Source organism: Shewanella sp. MF05960 (assembly GCF_050849305.1).
Taxonomy (GTDB): Bacteria; Pseudomonadota; Gammaproteobacteria; order Enterobacterales; family Shewanellaceae; genus Shewanella.
In genome coordinates, this window is the sequence record NZ_JBOZPS010000009.1 from 36,095 (window position 1) to 62,286 (window position 26,192).

Here is a 26,192-nt window from a genome sequence, read left to right on the forward strand (position 1 = left end):
GTTATTTAAGTGTTAAATGTGTTGATCGAGATCATTTAACATACGAGAAACAGACTTTGCTTATCGAAGTGGGATCTACATCCAATAGCAGTATTTTGAATGTCGGTTTTAGATCACGTTTTTTGATAGCGAAAATAATCATAAAAAAAGCCAAGCGTTAAAAACGATTGGCTTTAAGATAACGTTAATTAGCGGTTGTGAATGTGAAGGGCTTCACGTGAACGTTTGAGAAGATGTGAGCTAGTTCAAATTTAAAAAAGTTTACTTCCCCAGCCTAATTTATTTCGCAGCACATGGAAGTAATTATGACCTTTCGGGTGGATTAGTCTGAGGCGTTCATTGGAGCGGCGAATAAAGATTTCATCACCTGGTAAAACGGCTAAATGCACATGGCCGTCACAACTGACTTCGAGGTTTTCATCATTATTGGGTGATACGACGAGCTTAATATTGCTACAGGCATCAACCACAATTGGCCGACAAGATAAGGTATGAGGAAACATCGGCACCAAAATAATGGCTTGTAAATTAGGGGTTAAAATAGAACCGCCAGCTGATAATGAATAGGCTGTGGAGCCTGTTGGCGTTGAAACGATCATGCCATCAGCGCGTTGGCTGTACATAAATTGCTCATCAATATAGACTTCAAATTGAATCATGTGCGCAATTTTTCCAGGGTGCAATACGGCTTCGTTTACGGCTGTATTACTTGCGATGATCTTACCGTGGCGATGCACTTCTGCTTCAAGTAAAAAGCGATGCTCTGTTTCAAACTCTCCGTCTAACACTTTAGATAACGCGTCTTCAAAGTTGTCTGGTGGCAAGTCGGTTAAAAAACCTAGATTACCGCGGTTAACACCAATAACGGCAACATCAAATCTTGCTAATACTCTAGCGGCACCTAACATATTACCGTCACCACCCACGACGATGGCTAAGTCGCAATGTTCACCCATTTCGAGTAAGTCCATTGAGCAAACATCAGGGCCTAACTCTGCAGAGACACGTTCTTCAACAATCACATTAAAGCCCTGAACACTGAGCCAATGAAGCAATCGCCGTAAGGTTTGATTGGTCCCTTCGTGATGCGGTTTGCCGATGAGGCCGATTGTTTTGAACAATTTAGTCATATTCGAGTTTGTTGTGCCTTTAGGACTTGAAACATATGAATTGATCCCCATAATATACTCAAACTTATTAAAAGTGTGATAATTGCTGTTAATTAATCAGTAAATAGTCACATTATTAGCATATCCAATTTTGCATTTTTTAGCTGGAGTGAAAATGAGCAACGAATCGAACAACGCACCGCAAGATCAAGTGGAAGAAGTGGTAACACCTGAAGTCGTGGCTGATGAAGCAAGTTTGATGGATGAATTGACCCACGCAAATTTTCGCATCGAAGAATTAGAACAGCAATTAGCTGAAACCCAAGCGGCACTAACCGAGCGTAAAGATGTTGAAATGCGCGCTGCGGCTGAAACGCAAAACATCCGCACTCGTGCAGCCAAAGATGTTGAGCAAGCACGTAAATTTGCTTTAGAAAAATTCGTTAATGAATTATTGCCTGTCATTGATAATATGGAACGCGCTCTGCAGGGAACAGACCCTGAGAATGAGTCGACCAAAGCCATTTATGAAGGTGTTGAATTAACCATGAAAGGGTTCCTGACTTCAGTTGAGAAGTTTGGTGTAACCCAAGTTAACCCTCAAGGCGATGCATTTAACCCTGAGCACCATCAAGCCATTGGCATGCAACCAAGTGCTGAGTTCCCAGCGAACACGGTAATGATGGTGATGCAGAAAGGGTATTTGCTCAATGAGCGTTTATTACGCCCAGCCATGGTAATGGTTTCTCAAGGCGGTAATAGCGTCGACGTTGAAGCATAGGTGTAGAAACGTAGAGGCTTACCCTATAGACAGAAACGTAATGTTGAAAAATCGATGTTAATTAGTTTCACTGTCAAATAGGCACAAAAAAGGACTGAATTATCAGTCCTTTTTTTATGGTTGCCATTTAATCTAGCGAACTAAAATCCACGTTAACTATGCAATAAACGCCTGGATTTGCGCTAAAATCCCTGCTGAATCAAGCTGTAATTCTGCTGTGATTTCGTCTGGTGCACCGTGTTTAATAAATTCATCAGGCAAACCTATTAATAACACCGGTTTTACAATGCGCATTTGTTGTAGTGCTTCGAGTACGCCAGAACCTGCACCACCCATGACCGCATTTTCTTCAACGGTAATAATCACATCATGGCTGTTTGCCAGCTCAGCCAGCAAATCAACATCAAGTGGCTTCACAAAACGCATATCAGCGACACTGGCATCAAGTTGATCAGCTGCCTCTAATGCGGCGGCTAATGTGGTACCAAAGTTAATAATGGCAATTTTTTTACCTTGACGCTTTAACAGCCCTTTACCAATAGGCAAGGTTGTCATTTTTTCGACCTGCTCAGCACCAGTCGCACTACCTCGAGGATAACGCACAGCGGTAGGGCCGTCTTGGTAACAATAGCCGGTGTACAGCATTTGGCGACATTCGTTTTCATCTGACGGCGCCATAATGACCATATTCGGAATACAGCGCATAAAGCTTAAATCGAATGCACCCTGGTGAGTCGGGCCATCGGCACCCACTATGCCACCACGGTCTATTGCAAAGAGTACCGGTAAACGTTGTAAGGCCACATCGTGGATTAATTGATCATAGCCACGCTGCAAAAAGGTGGAGTAAATTGCGACAACAGGCTTAAGGCCTTCACAGGCAAATCCAGCACCGAGTGTCACCGCATGTTGCTCTGCAATAGCCGCATCAAAATACTGCGTAGGGAAACGCTGCGAAAACTCAACCATACCAGAGCCTTCACGCATTGCAGGCGTTATCGCCATCAACTTATCATCTTGTTCGGCAACATCGCACAACCATTTACCAAACACTTGCGAGAAAGTCGGTAATCCGGGTTTTGTCGCTGGTTTTTTAAATAGGCTAGGGTCAAATTTCGGCACTGCATGCCAACCAATAGGATCTTTCTCTGCGGGTTCATAACCACGACCTTTTTTGGTCATGATATGCAGCATTTGAGGGCCTTTGAGGTTGCGCATATTACGCAAGGTTTCTACCAGCGAGTCCACATCATGGCCATCAATTGGGCCAATGTAATTAAAACCTAGTTCTTCAAATAACGTAGCCGGAACGACCATGCCTTTAAGGTGCTCTTCGGTGCGCTTAGCCATTTCTTTAATGACAGGCATGCCTTTAAGCACTTTTTTACTGCTTTCGCGGATGGTGGTGTAAAAACGTCCAGACATCAACTGAGCTAAATGATTGTTTAATGCACCCACATTTTCTGAAATCGACATTTCATTGTCGTTCAATACAACCAGCATGTCTTTATGCAAGTCTCCAGCGTGGTTCATGGCTTCAAATACCATGCCACCGGTCATCGCACCGTCACCAATAACGGCCACGACTTTACGCCCAACCGCTTCTTTGTCTGCGGCGACTGCCATGGCTAATGCGGCACTAACAGATGTGCCAGAGTGGCCAACGCTAAAGGTATCGTATTGACTTTCTTCACGCCACGGAAAAGGATGCAGACCATTTTTTTGCCTAATGGTGTGCATGCGCTCACGGCGATCGGTTAAAATTTTATGTGGGTAGGCTTGATGGCCGACATCCCAAATCAAACGGTCAAATGGGGTGTTATAGACATAATGAAGTGCCACAGTTAATTCAACTGTGCCTAAGCCAGACGCAAAATGTCCGCTGGAAATACCAACAGACTGAAGTAAGAATTGTCTAAGTTCATCAGACACTTGTGGAAGTAAACCTTGCGGTAACTTCCTTAATTCTTCTGGTGTATTAGCCTGAGCTAGTACTGGGAATTTAGAAATATCGAAACTCATAGCGAGATTTTCTGACTCTTATTATAATCTTCGCTCAATAATATAACGGGCGAAGTCTGCAATTAACTGGCTATTGTATGGCAATTTAGTCAGCGCTGATAGTGCATCTTGTATTAGTTGTTCCGCACAGGCCTTTGCACCATCAAGACCCAGTAGTTTAGGGAAGGTACTTTTATTGGATTGCTCATCACTGCCTTGAGGTTTTCCAAGCTCTTCCGTGCTTGCGGTAATATCTAAAATATCGTCCTGAACTTGAAACGCTAATCCTAATGATTGGGCGTATTGCATCATTAGTTGGTACTGCACTTTTGGCACATTGGCAGTAATTAATGCAAGTTCAACGGCGCAACTAATTAACGCACCGGTTTTTTTATTATGTAATTCAGTTAAGCGTTGTAAATTTATACTGTGATTTGTGGCGCTAAGATCAATCGCCTGACCACCACACATGCCTTGGTAACCCGAGGCTTTGGCTAATGCGCTCACCATCGCTAATTGTTGGCTTGGGGTGAGTGTTTCACATGGCGCTGTAATGATCTCAAACGCCAGCGTTTGCAAGGCATCACCGGCTAAAATGGCGGTAGCTTCATCAAAAGCAATATGAACGGTTGGCTGGCCACGACGTAGCGCGTCATTGTCCATTGCGGGTAAATCATCGTGTATTAATGAGTAAGCATGAATACATTCAATGGCTGCAGCCGCTTTATCAAGGGCGTCAATATTGACCCCTAGCATGTCGCCAACACTGTAAACCAAAAACGGTCGAATTCGCTTACCGCCTAATAACGCACCATGCAACATGGCCGCCTTAAGGTGAGTCGCGGCATCATCAAGTTGATTTAAATGTTCACTCAGAACAGCATCAACTCGTTTTTGGTAAGTTTTTATCGCTTCAGCTAACACGTATTAAGACCTATATTTCAACCTAAATGATTGACGATTATTCACTTTCGACTGAAAATGGTGCTAATTCAACATCATTTTCATTTAATAAAATAGACACTTTTTGTTGAGCTTGTTCAAGCTTAGTTTGGCTTTGACGCACTAAGGTAATACCACGTTCAAATTGTTTGAGCGCGTCATCTAGTGAGACTTCACCTTGTTCTAAGTGAGCTACAATGGTTTCGAGTTCTGTTAAAGATTGCTCGAAACTGAGATTTTCTGGTTTTTTAGCCACGGTTAATATTCCTCTCTTGGCGCGAGTGACAAGGTATATCAGCCCAGCGTATCGGTCAAATACAGTCGCTGGTTATTTGCTCAACAGCACGCTTTGTTATTGAATTTTTTTTAGAAACCTTAAAAACGGGCTAAACTTGAGCCAACTTTGTCCGATAAAGAGTTAAGATTTTAAATCGATAGCGTAAACTGCTGTTAGATTGATACCATCATGTAATATAAAAACGGGCATGTTATCTAAAGAGAGTATTGCAACTTTTACAGTAATGCATAACGATTGAGATTAAGATTGCTTGTTATCAATGTTAGCTGTGCTAAAACGTCATTATAAATTGCACTTAATAAAGCGCACAATAAAGCAGAATCATCACTGCGATTGAGGAGAGGTTGTGGATTTAGCTACCCTAATAGGTATTATCGGCGCGTTTGGGTTTATTATCGGTGCCATGGTTACCAGTGGCGGTATCGGCCTATTTATTGACGTTGCTTCAATATTAATTGTTATAGCCGGCTCTATTTTTGTGGTGATGATGAAATTTAACTTAGGTCAATTCCTAGGTGCTGTAAAAATTGGACTAAAAACGTTTATTTTCAAAATTGATAAACCAGAAGATTTGATTGAACAATCAGTTACTATGGCTGATGCCGCGCGTAAAGGCGGATTTTTAGCGTTAGAAGAAGCGGTCATTACCAATACTTTTATGCAAAGAGCTGTTGATATGCTTGTCGACGGTCATGACGGTGATGTTGTCCGTAATGCCCTTGAAAAAGACATCGCCTTGACTGAGGAACGCCATAAAACAGGGATAAGTATTTTTAGGGCATTTGGTGATGTAGCCCCTGCGATGGGTATGATTGGTACACTCGTAGGGTTAGTTGCGATGTTATCTAACATGGAAGACCCTAAATCGATTGGTCCTTCGATGGCCGTTGCCTTATTGACCACACTTTATGGGGCAATGATTGCTAACATGGTGGCAATACCTATGGCGGATAAACTTGCTCTGCGCATGGGCGAAGAAATGCTTAATCGTAATCTCATTATGGATGCTGTATTAGCTATTCAAGATGGTCAAAATCCACGTGTGATAGAAGGGTTCCTCAAAAACTACCTCGCGGAGAAACAACGCAAAGTTAACACGACAGACGGAGAATAGTCATGGCTAAGGCCAAGTGTCAATGTCCACCTCCTGGCGCCCCGATGTGGTTAGCAACCTTTGCTGACTTAATGTCGTTGTTGATGTGCTTTTTCGTGTTGTTATTGTCATTTGCAGAAATGGATGTTTTAAAATTTAAGCAAATAGCAGGCTCCATGAAGTATGCATTTGGGGTGCAAAATAAGGTTGAAGTAAAAGATATTCCCAAAGGAACATCTGTCATTGCGCTTGAGTTTCGCCCTGGTAGACCTGATCCCACGCCGATTGAAATTATTAATCAGCAGACTAACGAAATGACTCAGCCGACAATTGAATATCAAGCCGGTGAAGAAGACAGCGCGGGCGGCACACAAAAACAAAGTGGTGATCAGCGTGGTGGTAATGCTGCTGCAACGGCTCAGGAAGTCGCCGAGGCGGTCAAAAAAGATGCCGCTTCTGCACAAGAAAACATTAATGAACAAGTGAAAAAAATGGCTGAAAAACTCAACGAAGAGATCGTTGACGGCGCCATTGAAATTGAATCGCTAGGTCAACAAATCATTATTCGAATTCGTGAAAAAGGCTCGTTTGCTTCAGGTTCTGGTTTTTTACAGCCTAAATTTAAACCGATTGTTCGCTCCATTGGTGCGCTACTTAAAGATGTACCTGGTATTGTGACGGTATCTGGCCATACCGATGGTGCTCATATTAGTAACGAGCTTTATAGTTCTAACTGGGAGTTATCGAGCCAACGTGCAGTTGCCGTAGCGGATGAGTTGAGACGCGTATCAGGATTTGATGAAACGCGGATGAAGGTTGTGGGTGAAGCGTCAAATAGACCGCTTGTGCCTAATGATACCAATGAAAATCGCACTCGTAATCGTCGAGTGGAGATTTCCATTGAACAGGGCAAAGCAAAAGAATCAAATGAGATAACCGTAGAACAATAAGATGGTTTTCTGACAAAAAAGCGCAGCCTAAACAGGTTGCGCTTTTTTGTTATATGAATGTGTATTAACTGTGTTGTCTGCACAAAATGCATGATTAACCGGTGAATATGTTTGGTTAATAGTCAGCTTTTGGTATAATCCGCGAATTATTGCTTACGTTTTGGCTTTGGTTTATTAATAAACCGTGATGCATCAAATCTGTAAGCTGTGTTTTTAATTTATAATCAACGTATTACAACTCCTTTTAGCGAGCCACACTTTGTCTGTGCTAAGGGATAAGTTATGCCTGCGGACACCCCATGAAGTTTATTGTAAAGCTGTACCCTGAAATAATGATGAAGAGCAAGTCGGTAAGAATGCGTTTTACCAAAATGCTCGAAACTAATATTCGTAACGTGCTGAAAAAGGTTGATGAAGAAGCCAAAGTACAACGTTTATATGATCGTATTTTAGTGAGAGTACCAGTCAATAAGCCTGAATTAGTCGATGCGTTCGCCGAGCGTTTAGGCTGTATTCCAGGTATTGCTCATGTTGTGCAGGTGAGTGAATATGCTTTTGATTCAATTGATCATATTTATCAGCAAGTGTTGCCTAAATACCGTGATGAAATCGCGGGTAAAACCTTTTGTGTGCGAGTGAAGCGTTCAGGTAACCATGATTTTAATTCTATTGAAGTTGAACGGTATGTTGGCGGCGGATTAAACCAACACACCGACGCGCTGGGCGTAAAACTTAAAAATCCAGACGTAACAGTGAACCTTGAAATTGATCAAGACAAGTTATACATGGTTGAACGTCGAATTCCAGGTCTAGGTGGTTTTCCTATGGCGACTCAAGAAGACGTGTTATCGCTTATTTCTGGTGGTTTTGATTCAGGCGTATCGAGTTTCCAGTTTATTAAAAAAGGTGCCCGTACTCATTACTGCTTCTTCAATCTTGGTGGTGCTCAGCACGAGATTGGCGTAAAGCAAGTGGCTTACCACTTGTGGAAAACGTATGGCGAATCTCACAAGGTTCGTTTTGTGTCTGTGCCGTTTGAACCTGTAGTGGCTGAAATTCTTGAACGTATTGATAATGGCCAGATGGGCGTAGTGTTAAAACGTATGATGATGCGCGCCGCAACTCGTATCGCTGACAAATTTGGCATCCAAGCGTTAGTGACGGGTGAAAGTTTAGGTCAAGTATCAAGCCAGACATTAACCAACTTAAACGTGATTGATCGCAGTACTGATTTATTGATTTTGCGCCCGCTAATTGCAATGGACAAGCAAGATATTATTAATCAGAGCCGCGTGATCGGCACTGAAGATTTTGCTAAATCGATCCCTGAATATTGCGGTGTAATTTCACAAAAACCAACCGTGAAAGCGATTTTGTCTAAAGTGGAAAAAGAAGAGCTTAAATTCTCTGAGGATTTAATTGACCGTGTTATTGAGGCCGCTGTGGTGATGGATATCCGTGACATTGAAGCTGAAATGAATAAGCAAGTCACTGAAACTGAAACGGTGAAAGATGTGGCTTCAGGCGAGATTGTCATTGATGTGCGCGCACCGGAAGAAGAAGAGCGTAAACCATTAACGCTGGACAACGTGATGGTGAAAGCGATCCCATTCTTTAAATTAGCGACTCAGTTTGCTGATTTAGACAAGAGCAAAACGTATCTTCTGTATTGTGACCGTGGTGTGATGAGTAAACTGCAAGCGTTGTATTTAATTGAGCAGGGTTATACGAACGTTAAAGTTTACCGTCCATAAACATAACGCCAATCAATAATGCTGATGGCGTTATTGATTGGTTGATGATTTACAGATAATAAAAACTTACAGACAATAAAAAACCGCATTAAATGCGGTTTTTTATTGTCTGCGCGCTGAGCGAAAATTAGTTTGCCTGGGTCGCTTCAGAAGTTTTTTGTGCTTCTTCATTGTCTGCAACTAAAATGCTGTTAACATCATCATTGATGTCAACTTTCATCGCTTCAATGCTTTGAGATAATTCAGCATGCAAATCGATCATGTTGATAGGTTCTAGCTCTGTTGCTTGTGCAGTAGTCAATCCAATGATGGATGTCAGAATTAATGCCGCAATCGTTTTTAAGTTGAACATTGGGTGAGCCTCCAGGCTAATGTGTCACATTTGCCGGACTATCCCGATAACGTCGTAGAGATGTCCAACTGTATTTTCAATGATGCTAATTTAACCAAACACAGTGTTCTTTACAAGCGACAAAAAATAACGATAATCATTAGAAAAACTAATTATAAAACGAGAGATTGATCACTATGTCTAGACGATTGCCCCCCTTAAATGCGGTGAAAGCATTTGAGGCCGCAGCAAGGCATCTGAGCTTTACCCGCGCCGCAGAAGAGTTGTTCGTCACTCAAGCCGCAGTAAGTCATCAGATTAAAGCATTAGAAGATTTTTTAGGGCTAAAGCTGTTTAGACGTAAGAATCGATCATTATTGTTAACAGAAGAAGGTCAAAGTTACTTTCTCGACATCAAAGATATTTTTATTGAGCTGGGTGAAGCGACAAATCGCTTGCTTGCGCGCAGTGCTGTTGGCTCATTAACGGTTAGCATGTCTCCCAGTTTTGCGATCCAATGGTTGGTGCCTCGTTTGGCAAAATTTAGCGAGAAAAATCCTGATATCGACGTGCGTATTAAAGCCGTAGACAGTGACGCAAGTTCGTTAACCGACGATGTCGATGTGGCGATTTATTACGGCCAGGGTAACTGGCCTGGCTTACGTGCAGACAAATTACGTAATGAAGTGCTCATTCCTGTATGTTCTCCATTATTACTTAATGGCCCAAAGCCTTTATCTCAGCCCAGTGATTTAAAGTTCCATACTTTATTGCATGACTCTAGTCGCCAGGATTGGCAAGCATGGTTTAGGCAGTGCGGCGTTACCGACATTAACGTTAACCAGGGGCCGATATTCAGTCACTCGTCACTAGTGCTACAGGCTGCTGCTCACGGGCAAGGCGTGGCGCTAGGCTACAGCGTATTGGCAAGGCCAGATATTAAAGCGGGGCGCTTAATTTGCCCGTTTCCTGAAGTGTTAGTCAGTAAAGATGCGTATTACCTTGTTTGCCAGCAAAATCATTCTGAAATTGGCAAAATTTCAGCATTCAGAGAATGGATGGTCGACATGTTTGCAGAGGAGTCGCGCAGTGAGTTGCTTACCGGATAGTCAAACCGAACTGGCGCAAGATTATGTTTTACAAGGGGCTAAAAGTGATACCTTGATCATTTTTGCTCATGGAGCCGGCGCGAATATGCACCATGAGTTTATGGTCAATATGAGTGACCAATTAGTCACAGCGGGCTTTCAAGTGTATCGATTCAATTTTTTGTATATGCAAGCGAATATGCAAGATGGTAAACGTCGACCACCCGATCGCGCGCCCAAATTGCTGCATCATTTTGAACAAGTGTTGATAGACGTTGGACATAAAATTGAGCAAGGGCTAATTGCGCCTAAACGTATTGTACTTATGGGTAAATCAATGGGCGGACGAATGTCGGCTATATTGACCAGCAAACAACACTCCTTTGTGTCATCACAAGCGCAAGATATCGCTGCTCATATTAGCGCCGTGATTTGCTTAGGCTATCCGTTTATTCCGCTAAAAGGCGGCGAACCTCGTTTAGCGCCTATTCAAACTAATCCATTACCTATACTTATCGTTCAAGGTGAACGAGATAAGTTTGGTGGCCGTGAACAAATCCCTGCCTGGACGCTAACAGAAAAGACGCAATTATGCTGGATGAGCGATGGCGATCACAGCTTACAACCCCGAAAGTCGTCCGGTTATACCTTAGCGGGTAATATGCAACTGGCGATAAACAGTATCAGTCAATTTATTGCTTCTAATGGTTAACTCTTTTTAAGTATTCGATAGGAATAATGACATGAATAAAAGCTTGTTGCTTGTCGCAACCCTAAGTGGATTTTTAGCGGTGGCTCTGGGAGCATTTGGTGCTCATGGACTAAAAGCAATCGCACCACCAGAGTTAGTGAACATTTTTAAACTCGGTGTTGAGTATCAGTTTTATCATACTTTTGCATTGATCGCGTTAGCCTTTTCGGGTCATTGGATTACCTCTAAATTACTCAATTGGGCAGCTTACAGCTTCATTGCCGGTATGGTGCTATTTTCAGGCTCGTTGTATTTATATGCCTTTACTGGCGCGAAATGGATTGGGCCAATAACCCCTATGGGTGGTTTGTGTTTACTGATAGGGTGGGTGCTATTTGCTGTCGCTGTCTGGCAATCAAAAACCGATAAATAACGGAACACCTAAATTCTCCCCCCTGACGTTTTTTTGGGTATAATAGCGAGATTATTGTCTCGCGATTCTATGCGACCATCCTTACGTTAAGGCTCCAAATGAAAAACCTATTCCTATTTTGTCGTTCAGGCTATGAAAAAGACTGTGCGGCAGAAATTCAACAACGTGCAGCAGAACTCAATGTTGGTGGCTTTGTTAAAACCAACGTTAATGATGCTTATGTTATTTATCAGTGTTTTGAAGAGGATGGGGCGGATACTTTAGCTAAAGATTTGGCGCTAAGTTCATTGGTCTTCGCCAGACAAATGTTTGCTGCGGGCGAGTTGTTGTCGGATTTACCTGAGCAAGATCGTGTTAGCCCAGTGGTTGCTGCATTATCCGAGTTATCAAAATGTGGCGATTTACGCGTCGAAACTCCAGACACCAATGAAGCTAAAGAGCTGTCAGCTTTTTGCCGTAAATTTACGGTACCGCTTCGTCAAGGTTTAAAGAAAAGTGGCGCATTACTCAATGCAGATAATGATCGTCGTCCTATTATTCATGTGTGTTTTATTGGCCCAGGTAAAGCCTATGCGGGTTATTCGTTAAGTAGTAACAGTTCTCCACACTTTATGGGCATTCCACGTTTAAAAATGGCCAACGATGCACCGAGCCGCTCTAGTTTAAAACTCGATGAAGCTTTTGGTGTGTTTTTAACTAAGGAAGAGCAAGAAACGCGTTGTCGTAGTGGCTTGAATGCTGTTGACTTGGGCGCTTGCCCTGGTGGTTGGACATATCAACTTGTTCGCCGCGGTATGATGGTGGCTGCCATTGATAATGGCCCAATGGATCCTAAATTAATGGAAACGGGCCAGGTTAAACATTACCGAGCCGATGGGTTTCGTTTTGAACCACCACGTAAAAACATTTATTGGTTAGTGTGTGACATGGTTGAAAAGCCGGCTCGAGTCGCTGAGCTAATGGAAGCATGGGCGATTAACGGCTGGTTTAAAGAGGCCATCTTTAATCTTAAACTGCCAATGAAGAGCCGTTACAAAGAAGTCAGCACCATTTTAGAAACCATGAGCACCATTTTAACTGAGAACGAAATTGAATTTAAAATGCAGTGTAAGCACTTATATCATGACCGTGATGAAGTGACCGTACACTTATGGTTATTCCCTGAAAAGGGTGTGAGTTACGCTTAACCTTAGTTACGTTTAATGATTTTACTCAAGCAATAAAAAGCCCGCTGATAATTATTATCAGCGGGCTTTTTGTTAAGCTTAAAAGCTTGTAGAAAAAAAAGTGATAACATTCCGCGTTAATAAGTGATGACTCAGCGAGAATTTAAAAGGGCTTAAATAAGGCGCATGACTGAATGAATAGTTATTCTCTTTCGAAGTCATGCAACGCAGTGTAAGCCCTTTTAAAACTCGCCTGAAAGGAATGCCTCAGCCGCTTTTGCTCTGCGTTCTCGCTATTTAAAAGGGAACAAGCAGTACGACATAGCGCCGCCTTAATCAAAAACCGCTGGACGCATTCTGAGAGGTCACTTATTTATGCGGAGTGGTATGATTAACCTAAACGATCAAGAACGGCTTGAGTAAAGTCGGTCGTACCGTGAGTACCGCCTAAATCGCGAGTTGTACGATCGCCTTCTTCAATCACAGCAGCAACGGCATCACGGATCATGATGGCTTTGTCTGACATGCCTAAATATTCTAGCATTTGAATCGATGCTAAAATTACTGACGTTGGGTTCGCAAGGTTTTTACCTGCTATGTCAGGTGCACTGCCGTGTACGGCTTCAAAAATAGCGGCATCACGACCAATGTTAGCACCAGGTGCCATGCCTAAACCGCCAACCAGACCAGCACATAAGTCAGATAAGATGTCACCAAATAAGTTAGTGGTCACAATCACATCAAAGTTTTCTGGGCTCATGACTAATTTCATGCAGGTGGCATCAACAATCATTTCTTCAGTTGTAATGTCTGGGTAACGAAGGCTCACTTCACGCGCGACTTTCAAAAATAAACCTGAAGTCGATTTCATGATGTTCGCTTTATGCACGATAGTGACTTTTTTACGGTTCTCTTTACGGGCTAATTCATAAGCAAATGTGGTGATTTGCTCAGCGCCTTGGCGAGTTATAATACTGGTTGCTTCAGCCGTTTGGCCGTCATCTGATACTTTTTGGCCTAAACCTGAATACATGCCTTCGGTATTTTCACGAACCGTAATGATATCGATGTTTTCGTAACGTGCTTGAGTGCCTTTAAAAGAATTCACTGGGCGAACGTTAGCGTATAAGCTGAACTTTTTACGAAGACTGACATTGATTGAAGTAAAACCTTCACCCACAGGCGTCGTTAATGGACCTTTTAAGGCGATACGGTTTTTTTCGATAAGATCTAATGTACGTTGTGGTAATAGTTCACCGTGCTTTTCAAGTGCAGTTAACCCGGCATCTGCAAATTCGTATTCAAAGTCACATCCTGCTTTGTCGAGGATTTTTAAGGCTGAATCGATAATGCTAGGTCCAATCCCATCACCTGGGATTACGGTAATTGTACGTTTTGACATGAATAGTCCTTTCCACGGTTGTGGTTACAGCAAGTATTGAACCGCATCATTGCTACGGTCAGACGACGATAAAATCCGTCGTTTTTCTGCGGCGTATTTTAACGACTTTTAACGTTTATTTACAGAAAATAGTGAGTGTTATCACATTATTTCCGTTATTTTTAAGTCAATCCTAATCTGTTTGTTTTACTATGAACTTTCAATCAGTTCGATTTGGATTTTTCTGAGAACGACAATGGCTATTGGTAACCAGAGTCAGATATTGACCACGAATAGCTTATTCGCTAAAGCGTTTTTATATAGACGACTTTGGTCGAATGATCATCGATTTAATGACGCTGCTTGTCAGCTATTAAAAAAACAGACCATCCAACATGATAATAATTAGAGGAAACTGTGAAGGTATTTAATTTAATTCCATTGGCGATATGCCTGTCTTTTAGTGCTTCAAGCGTAGCGGCGCCTCGGGCATTAACCGTTGACGATATAATGAAGTTTGAAACGCTGCAGCAACCTGTTTTGTCAGATAATGGCAAGGTCATCGCGGTGCAAGCAATGCCTGACCGCGGTGATAGCCGTGCATTGGTGCGCTTTAGTGATAGCAATAAGCAATATCAAATTGAGCATGGTAGCAATGTTAAAGTGAGTGCCGATGGTCGCTTTGTGCTTGCGAATATAGAAGCGCCTTTGTTTGAACGAGAAACAGAGAAAAGCGACGATTTACCTCACTCAGTGGTGTTATTAGCCACAGATAATGGCACACAACAACAATTTGATAATGTCGATACCGCTATATTCAGTGACGATGGTGCTTATTTATTGGTGAAATACAAACCTGTCGACGCGGATGATGAAAAAGCTGAAACATCGGCTGTGGAATCTGATAAAAACGTTATTGCTGAAAAAGCCAATGCTGGACAAGCCGAAGCCGAAAAGCCTGCTGATAAAAAAGATATAGGCACTTCAATTACGTTGGTCAAACTTGCAACTAATGAACAGTTGTCGCTAAACAACGTCACGCAATTTGCGTTTGATAAAGCGGGTAAGTTCTTAGCGGTGCTACAAAATCAGCAGCAACCAGCATCGCATAACCTGACCTTGGTTAAGCTTGAGTCATTGACCAGCGAAAGCGTATTTAACAGCGATAACGAGCAACTTGAATCATTAGCCATTAGTCCCGATGGACGTTTTGTTGCATTGACCAAAGGTAACGCCGCTGTTGAGCGTTATGGCCGTGAGCATGAACTTGTAGTGTTTGATACTAGCAGTAACAAGCAGCGTACATATGGTAAAGATAATCGTTGGAGCTACAACCAATACTCCAGTGTGCAGTTTTCAAAAGATAATCAACGTTTATTTGTTGGTCGAGTGCCGAGTGTGGCTCAGCAAGTTGAACAAGCAAAATACACTAACGCTGAAGATGTATTCAATCCCGAGGTTATCACTGCGCAAAAGCAGTTGAGAGTGTGGCATGGCGACGATGCGAAAATTAAACCGCAAGAGGTTAACGAATACGCAAAAGAGCTAAAACGTACTTATTTGGCCGTCTTACACCTTGATACCAATAAAATGCTGCAATTAGCTGACCAAACGGTGCCAGATGTTACTTATGGTGAACAAGCCGATTATTTGTTAGCAAGCTCAGATGTACCGTATCAAAAAATGGTCACTTGGGCCGGTTTTTACCGCGATGTGTATCTGGTTAATTTGAACACAGGCAAAAAACAGCCAATATTGGTACAGCAGCCGAGTGATGCCATGCCGACATTGTCGCCAAATGCTAAATACCTGGCTTATTACCAGCAGGGTAGTGTGTATTTACGCGATATTATGTCTGGTCGTAAAGTTAATTTAACACAACACATCAGCACGCCATTCGCCGATGAAGACCATGATTATCCCATTGAAGCACCAGGATACGGGTTTGGCCCTTGGTTAGCAGATGATAGCGGTGTGACCTTCTATGATAAATACGATATGTGGCAATTTGATACATTGTCACATAAAGGTTTTATGCTAACAAATGGAGAGGGACGTAAGAGTAAAACACAATTTAGAGTTGTGGGTTTAGTAAAAAAGAAGCGGCTACCAGCGACGATAACTCAGGGCCAACAACTGTTGTTACAAGGTTACAGCCATACAACCAAAGCCGATACCTTTTACGCTGCGACAGTGGGTAAACAAGGTGTTCGTGCAATGACCAGTGGCGACAGTAAGTTAACCGTATTAGCCCGCGCTAATGATGCTAACACCGTGGTCTTTTCTAAACAGCGCTATGATGTGTATCCAGACTTATACAGTGCTGATGTCAATAATGTACAAAGTGCCAAGCAACTCACCACACTTGATGCTCAACGTAATGATTTTGCTTGGGGCAATGCCGAGCTTGTGCATTGGCGTGATGGCGATGGTGTAAAAATGGATGGCGTCTTAATTAAACCGACCCATTACCAAGCGGGTAAAGCGTATCCAACCATGGTGTACTTTTACCGTTTTATGAGCGATAGATTGCATGCTTTCCCTGATATGAAGTTGAATCATCGCCCTAATTTTGCATGGTATGCAGACAATGGTTATGCCATCTTTTTACCCGATATCCGTTTTGAAATTGGTTATCCTGGTATTTCGTCTGTTAAAGCATTAACCGCAGGTGTGCAAAAACTCATTGAGATGGGCGTGACAGATCCCGATGCTGTCGGGATCCAGGGTCACTCATGGGGCGGTTATCAAAGTGCATATGCTGTGACTCAAACCAACATATTTAAGGCTGTGGTCACTGGCGCTCCAGTGTCAAATATGACCAGTGCTTATAGCGGTATTCGTCATGGTTCGGGCTTAGCGCGTCAATTCCAATACGAAACGGGTCAAAGCCGCATAGGTGCTAGTTTATTTGCTGCCCCGCAAAAGTACATTGAAAATTCACCTATCTTTTATGCCGATCGTATTCAAACACCGATGATGATTATGTTTGGTGATAAAGATGATGCAGTGCCTTGGGAGCAAGGTGTGGAATTGTATTTAGCGATGCGCCGAGCAGGCAAAGACGTGGTGTTTTTACAATATCAAGATGAGCCGCATCATTTGAAAAAATACCCCAATAAATTGGATTACAGTATTAAAATGAAACAATACTTTGACCATTATTTAAAAGGTGAACCAGCACCACAATGGCTATCTCAAGGTGAAGCCTACCAAGAGTATAAAAAAGCCGATTAATCCACTATGTGGTAAAAATCTTAAGATTAAACGTTCAGGTTTAAACTTAAGATTAAAACAAAACGCCTCAATATCAATGATACTGAGGCGTTTTTGTTAAGCTGTTTTGCGTGTGTAATATGAATTACTCAGCGTTTTTTGCTCTAAATTGTTTTAAGTTCACATTGAGTGGAATATCAGTTTGTAGCTGCGCAAGCTTGTAGCTAATTCGCGCCATTTCTTTTCCCTCAGCCAGTTTTTGCGCCTGTTTAGCACCCAGGTTATCAAGCGATTGGTATAGGTTGGCCAGGGTTCTAAATTTGTTGAGTAAGTCGGCAGCCGATTTAGGCCCTATACCGGTGATTCCCGGAATTTTATTACCACTGTCTCCAGCAAGCGCGATAAAGTCGAGGAACTGATACTGTTCAACCCCGAGTTTTTTTTCGTATTGATGGATATCAAACGTTTGCTGATTAAAATGATCCCACAAGGTGAGGTTTTTAGTGGGGAGTTGACTAAAACCTTTGTCGGTTGACACGATAACCACTTCACCATGATTGCTGATCACTTTGGTCGCAATCGTAGCAATAACATCGTCGGCCTCCGATTGTGCATCAAATGAGTGAATATCATTGTCTGCTAATGTCGTTTTGATTTTTGCCAGCCCTTCGCTTAATGCGGTGGGCATTGGCTTGCGGCCTTTTTTATAATCGTCATACAGAACCTTGCGCCAAGACGTCTCATTACCATCCCACACGACGATAACGTGAGTAGGTTGATGTTGCAGGAGCATTTTTTGCGATGCAGCCAGAGAGCGTTGTTGAACGCTCTCTATGTCGTTTTCATCTGGTAGCGCTGCGTGAATACGGCGCACAAGGTTTAATCCATCGATAATCAGCAGTTTATTCATTGGTTTTTATTATGTTGTAGCAGGGCACATACGCGCTACCTGGTAATTTCATCCGTTGTTGTTTTACAAATGCCGTTAACAGGTTATCCATCATGTGCATGAGTTGCACATCACCTTGTATGTTAAAAGGCCCGTGTTGTTGGATAAGTTTAATCGTGTCGCTTTTAACATTACCCGCAACAATGCCCGAAAATGCTTTGCGTAAATTAGCGGCAAGTTCTGCTTTGTTGTCTTGAAAGTATAAGTTTAAATTTGCCATAACTTCATGGGTTGGATCAAAGGGTAATTGAAATTCTGGCTCTATTTTAAGTGACCATTGGTATTGATAAGCGTCACCTTTATTTTTGCGGTAGTTTTTGACCTCAGCCATTCCCTGTTTCATTATTTGGGCCACTTGGACCGGGTCATCAATAATAATCTGATATTTACTTTGAGCCTCTTCACCGAGTGTTGCACCAATAAAGGCATCTATTTCAGTAAAGTATTCTGCGCTTTGGGCAGGGCCAGTTAATATCAATGGAAATGGGCTATCGCAGTTATCTTTGTGCAATAAAATACCTAAAAAGTACAGCAGTTCTTCAGCCGTGCCCGCACCACCCGGAAATATAACAATGCCATGCCCAAGGCGCACAAAGGCCTCTAGTCGTTTTTCAATATCCGGTAAAATCACCAGTTCATTCACAATCTGGTTTGGTGGCTCTGCAGCGATAATGCTGGGCTCTGTTAAGCCGATGTAACGTGCATTATGTATGCGCTGTTTTGCATGGCCAATGGTGGCGCCTTTCATGGGGCCTTCCATAGCTCCTGGGCCACAACCGGTGCAGATGTCGAGACCGCGCAGCCCTAATTGATAACCTACATCGCGCGTGTATTGATACTCAACAGGATTAATACTGTGGCCACCCCAACAGACAACCACATTGGGATCTTTCATCGGTGATATGGCTTGAGCATTTCGCAAAATATCAAACACCACATTGGTAATGTGACTGGCATTGGTTAAATCAATGTGTTTTAAATTATCGTATTTATTGCTGATGTAGATAATGTCTCGCAGTACTGCGAATAAGTGTTCTTGAATACCAACAATAATTTCGCCGTCGACAAATGCTTGAGTGGGCGGATTAATTAATTCGATTTGAATGCCGCGTTCACGCTGTAAAATATTGACGCTAAAAGATTCGTAGCGGGTAAATAATTCTTCTGAGCTGTCGCTGATTAAACCTGAGGCGAGTACTGCAAGTGAGCAATTTCGATATAATTGATAAAGGTCGCTTTTGGCACCTTGTTTTAGGCGTTCTACTTCTAATTGAGACAGTTGGTCTAGGCTACCGCGTGGACTAATTTTTACGATCATAAGCAACTCCTTTGGACTCGAATGTTTGTTATCGAGTCCAAAGAACATTGTTTTGCAATGGACTAGATATCAATAACGACTCGGTCTCTGCCGTTGTTTTTTGCTTGGTATAATGCTGCGTCGGCTCTTTCAAATGCTTCTTCGAGCGTCTCATTTTCCATTACTTGTGCAGCACCTATAGATAATGTAACTGTAATTCTCTGATTTTTAAACTTAAACGGAATATTTTTAATCTTTTCTCTTACTCGGTTAAGCATCAGTGAGATGTGTTCATCTGTAATGCCTGGTAATAATAAGACAAACTCTTCACCACCATAACGTGCCACAAATTCACTGTCACGCAATGAGTTTTTAAGTGCCATAGCAATGACTTGTAGGGTTTTATCACCCGTACTGTGGCCAAAATTATCATTAACGGTTTTAAAATGATCGATATCGGTTACGGCAATCCACAATGGCGTTTTAAAGCGCAGGTGGTTGCGGTATTCCTGATCCATTCTGTCTTCTAACGCGGTGCGGTTTGACAGTTGAGTGAGTGGATCTAATAGATTCAGTTTTTGGTGTTCGAACAGCTTTTCTTTGTAAGTGTTTGCTTCGTTACTCATTGCGTTAAGCTCTTTTCGCATAGAGTCTATCGATTTGCGTAAAATGGTTTGCTCACGTTGCTCAAGCGCTTCTTTGCGCGATAGGGCATCACGTAGAGACGATAATTGTACGGTAAGTTGTGTTTTTAACTCAGTAATATTATCAAGATCAACCACTAATGAATCAGCATTGCTTACACGTAAGTTAATTTCTTTGTTTAATTGACCTTTTATTTGCTCGCTGCGTTGGCTGTTGTTATAGGTGTTGTTAACCACGTCACGGACGATACTGAGCGCATCATTTAAGGCAAACAAAAAGTCTTGTGAAGCGGTTTTTTCACGAGCAATATTATCAAGTAGTAAGCTTAAGATGGTTTGGTATGCGTCGAGTAAACCATTAACATGAATATCGCCGAGTAATACCTCTTTAATCACCAGTATTTGATCGCGTTGATCTTTTCTAAACTCGACTTCTGCTATTTTTGCTGCCAGTTCTCTGGCCAATTGTATGTGTTGCGGCAAAATGTCGTAGTTGTCAGTACCTGAAATTTCTTGTTTTAAAATCTCTTCGTAAAAAAAGATGAGCTTTTCAACCTTGGGAATGTATTCCCATACGGTGTGAAAAGGCTTATTGAGATCTTGTTTAAAGTAATTAATTTCTTTTTTGAGTTTATCGGGTGCTGAGTTGATGCGTTGAATTTGACGAATAACACGTGTTAGGCCAAGACGACTGTCTTCTAAGCGTGACATAGTATGGCTGTATTGTGATTTAAGTAGACGTTCTATATCAACCAATTCAGGAAGGGCTTCATCAATTTGCTCAAAATTTTGCATATGATGACGCAACTTAGCCAGTTTATTGTCTAGCTCTAAGTTTTGACCTTTACAGGCAAGGCTTAAATGGCTAATAAACTGGATCAGCGTTTTTAATTTGTCATTGCGATCGGTATTAATATCATCCAGCGCAAGCTTTGCTGCATGAAGCTTTTGCTTCATTAAGGTAATTTGCGAAATCGCTGTATCAGACTCTTTCATTATTGTATTGCCTACTATTAATTAGATAGTAATAAACCATCTAGTGCCACAATCCTAGTGCTGCAACCCCAGTGCTAAGGATGATCTCTTAGTCCATATAGTATAGATGTTATCTCATTAATGTTGTGCAACAAATCTAATTGCTCATAAACATTCACTATTTAATCATAACTGCTAGTTTATTAGTCAATTAGCTTTTTGGCCAATTGATTTCTAAAGTATTCCGATTGCTTTCAGCTCGGATGATGCCTCTGTTTAATGCTTGGGTCAGATTTAAATATAGTGGCGGCATAAAAATAGCGGCTGGAGCAAAGTTAAGTGGCCTTAATGAAACATAAGCAGGCTTCTCTTTAATGCCAATGGCAGCCGCTAATGCATACTGTAATGTTTCGAAATGCAATTGAGCACTGATGTTAACGTCTGGATTGGCTAACAAGGGTAAATTGATGTGGCCAATACTTGCCTGGTGGACATCATGTAATTGAGCAAAATGTGGAATATTGGGTTGTATGGTGTTTAATTTTTCAAGGCATATGACTAATGCATCATAAATATCGTCGGCATGGCGTTGTTGATTAAAGTAGCATGCTAGTTGCCCTGAACGGATCATAAAGACTTCAGTGTTGAGGTGCTGGCTCATTTGCACAATCAATTTTTGCATTAATGCGCGTGATTCAGTTAAGCCAAGCTGTATATCAAGGTTATTCAGCTCACCGATATTAATCATTGCCAATGTTTGAGGTTCAGCTGGGTCTATTGTGTCTAACTTTTCAATAAATGCTCGATATCCTGCTATTTGTGACATCGGCTCAATATGATTCATCACCTTAGCATCAAGATATAAGGTATTTTTATGGGCCAATTTTCGCCAAATAAAAATCACCATAATCACAGCAATACTTAATCCAAATGCCAATAAGATGATAATGAATTGATGATGTTTGTTTTTTGCGGTTTGCAGCTCAAGTTTATTACTGACCAGCGTTAATTCAAATTTTAACTTTTGCTCAGTGAGTTCAGAGTAGCCTTTTTCGTCTTTTGGGTCATCGTCATGGTTATTGGTTAATGTAATGATATTTTCAACGGTATCGATAGCGGCATTGAGGTCATTGGTTTTGCGGTATGCATTTGATAAATAACCAAGCGTTTCAATTTCAATGTCTGTTTGTTTGAGTTTTTTTGCCAGTTCAAGTGTTTTTTTAGCGTGGTCGATTGTTTCTGTCCAATTACCTTGCTGTGAATTGATTTGGGTGAATAACAACTCATTGTGGACTAAATAATGGTCGGTTTTTAGCGATCTAAAAATATCATTTGCACGTTGTAGTGCATTGAGCGCGGCTGGAATATTATTGAGTTTTGAGTAAATGCCACCAATATTATGAAAGTTAATCCCGACGGCAATAACATTACCGACACGCTCGTTAACTTGTTGTGCATTTAAATAATAATCGACTGCTTTACTCCATTTCTCTTGGCCTTCATACACCATTGCGATGACATTGAGCGTTTCGGCAAGGTAGGTTTCAAAGCCGAGTTGTTGCTGGATTTCAGCGGCTTCATGGGCATATTTTAAAGCATCTTCCCATTGTTCTAAATCTCGATAGGTACGCGCTAGATTGATCATTGCTTGCGATTTTAACATAGGGTAATTAACCCCATTAGCTAATCTAAATGCTTCGCTAAAATGCTGTAGTGATTTTGCCTTGTCGCCATTACGATTGTAATATTTACCCAGTGCGGTTTCTGCTTCTGCAATAAAGTAGTCATTGTGAAGCTGGTAAGCAATTTCTCGATAGCGATTATAATGTGATAGTGACGGAGTGGCTTGTAGCAACATCATATTTAATCCACCTAAATGTTCGTGGAGAATATATTTAAACAATGTTGCTTGTAGGCTCATGTCTGTGTTGACTTTGTTTAATGCATCCATGTATTGAGCAACAATCGGTTGATATTCTTTATTTTCGCGTGCTCTTAACCTCGCTTTTAGCATAATGACCATTGCTTCATCGAAGGCGTTAGATGCAATTGAGTCTAGTTGCCCAATTAATATTTTGGCATCGTCGTATTTAGTCGGCGAGCTCAAATTGGTTTCAAGATTGACTCTAGCTAAGACTTCTAAATCTCGCTGTAACTCAACCGGATCAAACCCTAACTCGTTGGCAATTTGAGAAAACTCTTCTTTATTGGTGAACTGTAACGGAAACTCAGTCGATTTTGAGAGTTTAATTAACAGCTTATTGGGGTTTTCTTTGAATTCAATTTCTTGTTGTTCAAGATCTTTTGCGTCCGCGACTGAGCAGAGAAATAGGGAAATGAATAAGGCAAGGTGAGCGAGTCGCAGCATAGCAGTTAAACCCTTTTGTGTGTTGCTTAAAATAACGCTGGGCAGACGAGAATGGCGAGTAACCCCCATCCATATTTACCGACTTAATCATACATTTTGTAATGAGTCGTAAATGGCCACTTTGTAAATTAGCGTAGATTGTTATAATTGTTCATAATTTAAAATAAAAATAAATAGAATCATACCAGAAGGAACCTAGAGTGAAACCTACTAATCTTGCATTTTTAACCACAAGCGCGTTTTTGTCGATGTGCTTTACAACGTCGGCTTTGGCAGATGTTGATTACCATATTGATATTAACCAACCCATACACCATTTAGCGCAAGTTAGCGTTTCTTTTCCTAAAACCGAATCTGCACAATTAATTGTCAATTTACCCGTGTGGCGCACAGGCCGTTATCAAGTATTGCCGGTAGCTGATGGGGTAAGATTATTTGAAGCCACCGACAGCAAGGGTAAGGTATTACCTTGGCAGCGTACGGCAAGCGGTGAGTGGACCATTAGCTTAGCTCAGCCTACAGCGGTAAAAGTGAGCTATCAGTTACACGCCAATGAATTAGGCGACCGTTTGCGCCATATCGATGAAAGCCATGCTTATTTAGATGCCTGTGGCGTATTTATGTATAGCCCTGAATTTCGTCAGCAACCAATCACGGTTGATATGAAAGTGCCTAAGGGCTGGAAGAGCTTTTCTGGCATGGATAAAGGCCGTAGTTCACATTCATTCAAAGCCGCTAATTATGATGTGCTCGCTGACTCACCGATTGAAACGGGCATTAACCAGTCATTTAGTTTTGCCGCTGATGGTCGTGAATATGAGGTAGTCTTTTGGGGCGAGGGCAATTACGACACTGAGCAAATTGTGACAGATTTACGTAAAATCAGTGGCCAGGCGTCAATGATTTGGGATGATTACCCGTTTGAGCGTTATGTGTATATGGTGCATGCCACAAGCGGAGCCCGTGGTGCTACCGAACATCTTAATTCTACTGTGATTCAGTTGCCGCGCTTTAATTTTCGTGAACGTGAAGATTATTTGCGTTTTATTAGCACGGCATCTCACGAGTTTATTCATACCTGGAATGTGAAATCATATCGTCCGCAAGGTTTGGTACCTTATGATTATCAGTCCGAAAACATGACTAATTTACTTTGGGTTGCTGAAGGTTCAACCAGTTACTTCCAAAATCAATTATTACTGCGAGCAGGTGTGATAACCGCAAAAGAGTTTTTTGACGATTTAAGTTTGCGAATTGTGCTTAATGAGCATAACCCGGGTCGTGACACTCAATCTGTTGCTGAGGCGAGTTTAGGTCAGTGGAGTAGCACTTGGGGAGATTATGCGATTAATCACAGCGTGAATATCTATTCTGAGGGCTATCTTGCCTCCATGGCGTTGGATTTTAGTGTTATCCAGGACAGTGAGTTAGCGCATTCATATCGCGATGTGCATAAAGCGTTATACCAGCATTTTAAAATCCCTATGGGTTATAACGTCGCAGACGTGCAAAATATTCTCACCACGTTAACGGGTAAAGATTATCAACCATGGTGGCAGAAGTTTGTTAACCAACCGTTTAGCTTAGAGTTTGATACGTTATTAGCCCAAGCCGGTTTAGTGACAACCTATGGCGATAAGCCAAAAACTCAAGTTAATACCGGCATTGGCTTATCTGGTCTGCACGGCGATTTGGTATTAGCCACAGTGGCGAAAAACAGCCCAGCGTGGAAAGCAGGTCTGACGGCGGGTGATGAGTTACTTGCGGTTAATGACTTAAAAGTGACTGCCGACGCATTTGCTAAACGATTTGATGACTTTAAACCGGGTGATAAGGTTAAATTAACGGTATTTAGTAACGATCGTTTAAAAGAGGTCAGCATGGTTTTAGGGGAGCAACCTAAAGGCGAGTTAAGTATACAAGCGCTTGAATCTGTTACCGCAGAACAAAAAGCATTCTTTAAAGCATGGCTTGGCATTGACTGGCCATTTGATGCCGACGGTGAATGGATTAAGACTGACGACGAGGCATAGCCCTTATTGTTAACAACAAAAAGCCCTGAAATATCAGGGCTTTTTTATTGATCAAGATTTAGTTTATACCATTCCGCATTAATAATTCTCGCTGAGAGATCACTTACTAACGCGGAATGGTATTACTTAAGCTGGTGGCGCGGTTTCAGTAAAAAACGGTTCTCGCTCTATTGCTGCTAAAAACAGTTTCATTCTAGGATAACGGTCGATATTAATCTGTTGACGAAATACTGCCCAACTTAAAAAGCACGCTAGTCTAATCTGAACATCATCAAAAGGGCCATGAAGTGGCCATTTATGTTGTTCTAATTCAGTGAGAATTGACTCAACTCGCTGTGCTTGTCTGAGCGTATAATCAAAGCGTTCAATATCGACACCGTCTCTCGCCAAAAAAAACAAATTAATGGTGCTGTCGAGTGCCGTGTTGATCATGCAATATTGATCAAATTGAGTGGCACTTTCAATAAATGGTGTCGCTGATTTATTGCGAATGTAACGTAATATGGCACTCGAATCGGTGAGTGTTAACTCGCCATCTTGCAAAAACGGAACGCGCTTTGTGGGCGACAATGTCGCACTCGCCGCTTGATCCGTTTCAATAAATTCGTAATCAAGTGTCGTCTCTAACAGTGCAATTCGACAATGACGAACAAAAGGCGAGGTAAAACTGCCGTAAAGTTTCATATTATGTC

General features: G+C 41.8%; 21 protein-coding genes. 10 read left to right on the plus strand and 11 right to left on the minus strand.

Annotation, left to right across the window (positions count from 1 at the left end):
- Positions 1-251: 251 nt before the first annotated feature.
- On the minus strand, positions 252-1,130 hold the full coding sequence (nadK, locus tag ACROAE_RS10825) for an NAD(+) kinase (RefSeq protein WP_432401599.1): 879 nt from the start codon (positions 1,128-1,130) through the stop codon (positions 252-254).
- Positions 1,131-1,284: 154 nt separating this feature from the next.
- On the opposite strand from nadK, the gene grpE reads away from it, so the two are divergent.
- The gene (gene grpE, locus ACROAE_RS10830) at positions 1,285-1,890 is read left to right on the plus strand and encodes a nucleotide exchange factor GrpE (RefSeq protein ID WP_432401601.1); all 606 of its coding nucleotides are present in this window, start codon (positions 1,285-1,287) and stop codon (positions 1,888-1,890) included.
- Between the two features lie 156 nt (positions 1,891-2,046).
- Here the strand turns inward: grpE and dxs are convergent, their stop codons facing one another.
- Genes dxs through xseB form a run of 3 tightly spaced genes read right to left on the minus strand, consistent with a single transcriptional unit; the run spans position 2,047 to position 5,089 of the window.
- Complete coding sequence (dxs, locus tag ACROAE_RS10835; RefSeq protein WP_432401603.1) at positions 2,047-3,912, minus strand: 1-deoxy-D-xylulose-5-phosphate synthase; 1,866 nt, start codon at positions 3,910-3,912, stop codon at positions 2,047-2,049.
- A 21-nt stretch (positions 3,913-3,933) separates the two neighbouring features.
- Complete coding sequence (gene ispA / locus ACROAE_RS10840) at positions 3,934-4,815, minus strand: (2E,6E)-farnesyl diphosphate synthase (protein ID WP_432401605.1); 882 nt, start codon at positions 4,813-4,815, stop codon at positions 3,934-3,936.
- A gap of 37 nt (positions 4,816-4,852) precedes the next feature.
- Positions 4,853-5,089 carry an exodeoxyribonuclease VII small subunit gene (xseB, locus tag ACROAE_RS10845; protein ID WP_432401607.1) on the minus strand — a complete coding sequence of 79 codons (237 nt, stop codon included), beginning with the start codon at positions 5,087-5,089 and terminating at the stop codon, positions 4,853-4,855.
- Positions 5,090-5,477: 388 nt separating this feature from the next.
- Here xseB and pomA point away from each other — a divergent pair, with 388 nt between their 5' ends.
- The 3 genes from pomA (at position 5,478) to thiI (ending at position 8,928) form a co-directional block, all read left to right on the plus strand.
- Entirely contained in the window at positions 5,478-6,245 is a 768-nt protein-coding gene (gene pomA / locus ACROAE_RS10850; protein ID WP_432401609.1) for a flagellar motor protein PomA, read from the plus strand.
- 2 nt (positions 6,246-6,247) lie between these two features.
- Positions 6,248-7,174, plus strand: a complete 927-nt coding sequence (locus ACROAE_RS10855; RefSeq protein ID WP_432401611.1) for a flagellar motor protein MotB — start codon at positions 6,248-6,250, stop codon at positions 7,172-7,174.
- 299 nt (positions 7,175-7,473) lie between these two features.
- Positions 7,474-8,928, plus strand: a complete 1,455-nt coding sequence (gene thiI / locus ACROAE_RS10860; RefSeq protein ID WP_432401613.1) for a tRNA uracil 4-sulfurtransferase ThiI — start codon at positions 7,474-7,476, stop codon at positions 8,926-8,928.
- 127 nt (positions 8,929-9,055) lie between these two features.
- On the opposite strand, the gene ACROAE_RS10865 is transcribed toward thiI, so the two are convergent.
- Positions 9,056-9,280, minus strand: coding sequence for a hypothetical protein (locus ACROAE_RS10865; protein WP_432401615.1), 225 nt, complete (start codon positions 9,278-9,280; stop codon positions 9,056-9,058).
- A gap of 176 nt (positions 9,281-9,456) precedes the next feature.
- Between ACROAE_RS10865 and ACROAE_RS10870 the strand changes: the two genes are divergently transcribed.
- From ACROAE_RS10870 to rlmM, 4 genes are all read left to right on the plus strand, one after another.
- Positions 9,457-10,368, plus strand: a complete 912-nt coding sequence (locus tag ACROAE_RS10870; RefSeq protein ID WP_432401617.1) for a transcriptional regulator GcvA — start codon at positions 9,457-9,459, stop codon at positions 10,366-10,368.
- Positions 10,349-11,059, plus strand: a complete 711-nt coding sequence (locus ACROAE_RS10875; protein ID WP_432401619.1) for an alpha/beta family hydrolase — start codon at positions 10,349-10,351, stop codon at positions 11,057-11,059. Before ACROAE_RS10870 ends, ACROAE_RS10875 begins: the two co-directional genes overlap by 20 nt.
- Before the next feature lie 31 nt (positions 11,060-11,090).
- Positions 11,091-11,471: a DUF423 domain-containing protein gene (locus ACROAE_RS10880; RefSeq protein WP_432401621.1), complete on the plus strand. Its 381-nt coding sequence runs from the start codon at positions 11,091-11,093 to the stop codon at positions 11,469-11,471.
- Between the two features lie 98 nt (positions 11,472-11,569).
- Positions 11,570-12,658, plus strand: coding sequence for a 23S rRNA (cytidine(2498)-2'-O)-methyltransferase RlmM (gene rlmM, locus ACROAE_RS10885; protein ID WP_432401623.1), 1,089 nt, complete (start codon positions 11,570-11,572; stop codon positions 12,656-12,658).
- 370 nt (positions 12,659-13,028) lie between these two features.
- Here rlmM and ACROAE_RS10890 read toward each other — a convergent pair whose 3' ends face one another.
- Positions 13,029-14,039, minus strand: coding sequence for an isocitrate dehydrogenase (locus ACROAE_RS10890; RefSeq protein WP_432401625.1), 1,011 nt, complete (start codon positions 14,037-14,039; stop codon positions 13,029-13,031).
- A gap of 396 nt (positions 14,040-14,435) precedes the next feature.
- Between ACROAE_RS10890 and ACROAE_RS10895 the strand changes: the two genes are divergently transcribed.
- A complete protein-coding gene (locus ACROAE_RS10895; protein ID WP_432401627.1) occupies positions 14,436-17,255 on the plus strand; it encodes a prolyl oligopeptidase family serine peptidase in 2,820 nt (939 codons plus the stop codon).
- Positions 17,256-17,379: 124 nt separating this feature from the next.
- On the opposite strand, the gene xni is transcribed toward ACROAE_RS10895, so the two are convergent.
- From xni to ACROAE_RS10915, 4 genes are all read right to left on the minus strand, one after another.
- On the minus strand, positions 17,380-18,144 hold the full coding sequence (gene xni / locus ACROAE_RS10900; protein WP_432401629.1) for a flap endonuclease Xni: 765 nt from the start codon (positions 18,142-18,144) through the stop codon (positions 17,380-17,382).
- On the minus strand, positions 18,137-19,501 hold the full coding sequence (gene ppnN / locus ACROAE_RS10905) for a nucleotide 5'-monophosphate nucleosidase PpnN (protein WP_432401631.1): 1,365 nt from the start codon (positions 19,499-19,501) through the stop codon (positions 18,137-18,139). The genes xni and ppnN overlap by 8 nt, the downstream gene beginning before the upstream one ends.
- Before the next feature lie 62 nt (positions 19,502-19,563).
- A complete protein-coding gene (locus ACROAE_RS10910; protein ID WP_432401633.1) occupies positions 19,564-21,120 on the minus strand; it encodes a GGDEF domain-containing protein in 1,557 nt (518 codons plus the stop codon).
- Positions 21,121-21,310: 190 nt separating this feature from the next.
- A complete protein-coding gene (locus tag ACROAE_RS10915) occupies positions 21,311-23,467 on the minus strand; it encodes a tetratricopeptide repeat protein (protein WP_432401635.1) in 2,157 nt (718 codons plus the stop codon).
- Between the two features lie 200 nt (positions 23,468-23,667).
- Here ACROAE_RS10915 and ACROAE_RS10920 point away from each other — a divergent pair, with 200 nt between their 5' ends.
- Positions 23,668-25,500 (plus strand): M61 family metallopeptidase, encoded by a 1,833-nt coding sequence (locus tag ACROAE_RS10920; protein WP_432401637.1) that lies wholly within the window; start codon positions 23,668-23,670, stop codon positions 25,498-25,500.
- Positions 25,501-25,626: 126 nt separating this feature from the next.
- Here the strand turns inward: ACROAE_RS10920 and ACROAE_RS10925 are convergent, their stop codons facing one another.
- Entirely contained in the window at positions 25,627-26,184 is a 558-nt protein-coding gene (locus tag ACROAE_RS10925) for a glutathione S-transferase family protein (protein ID WP_432401639.1), read from the minus strand.
- Positions 26,185-26,192 lie beyond the last annotated feature (8 nt).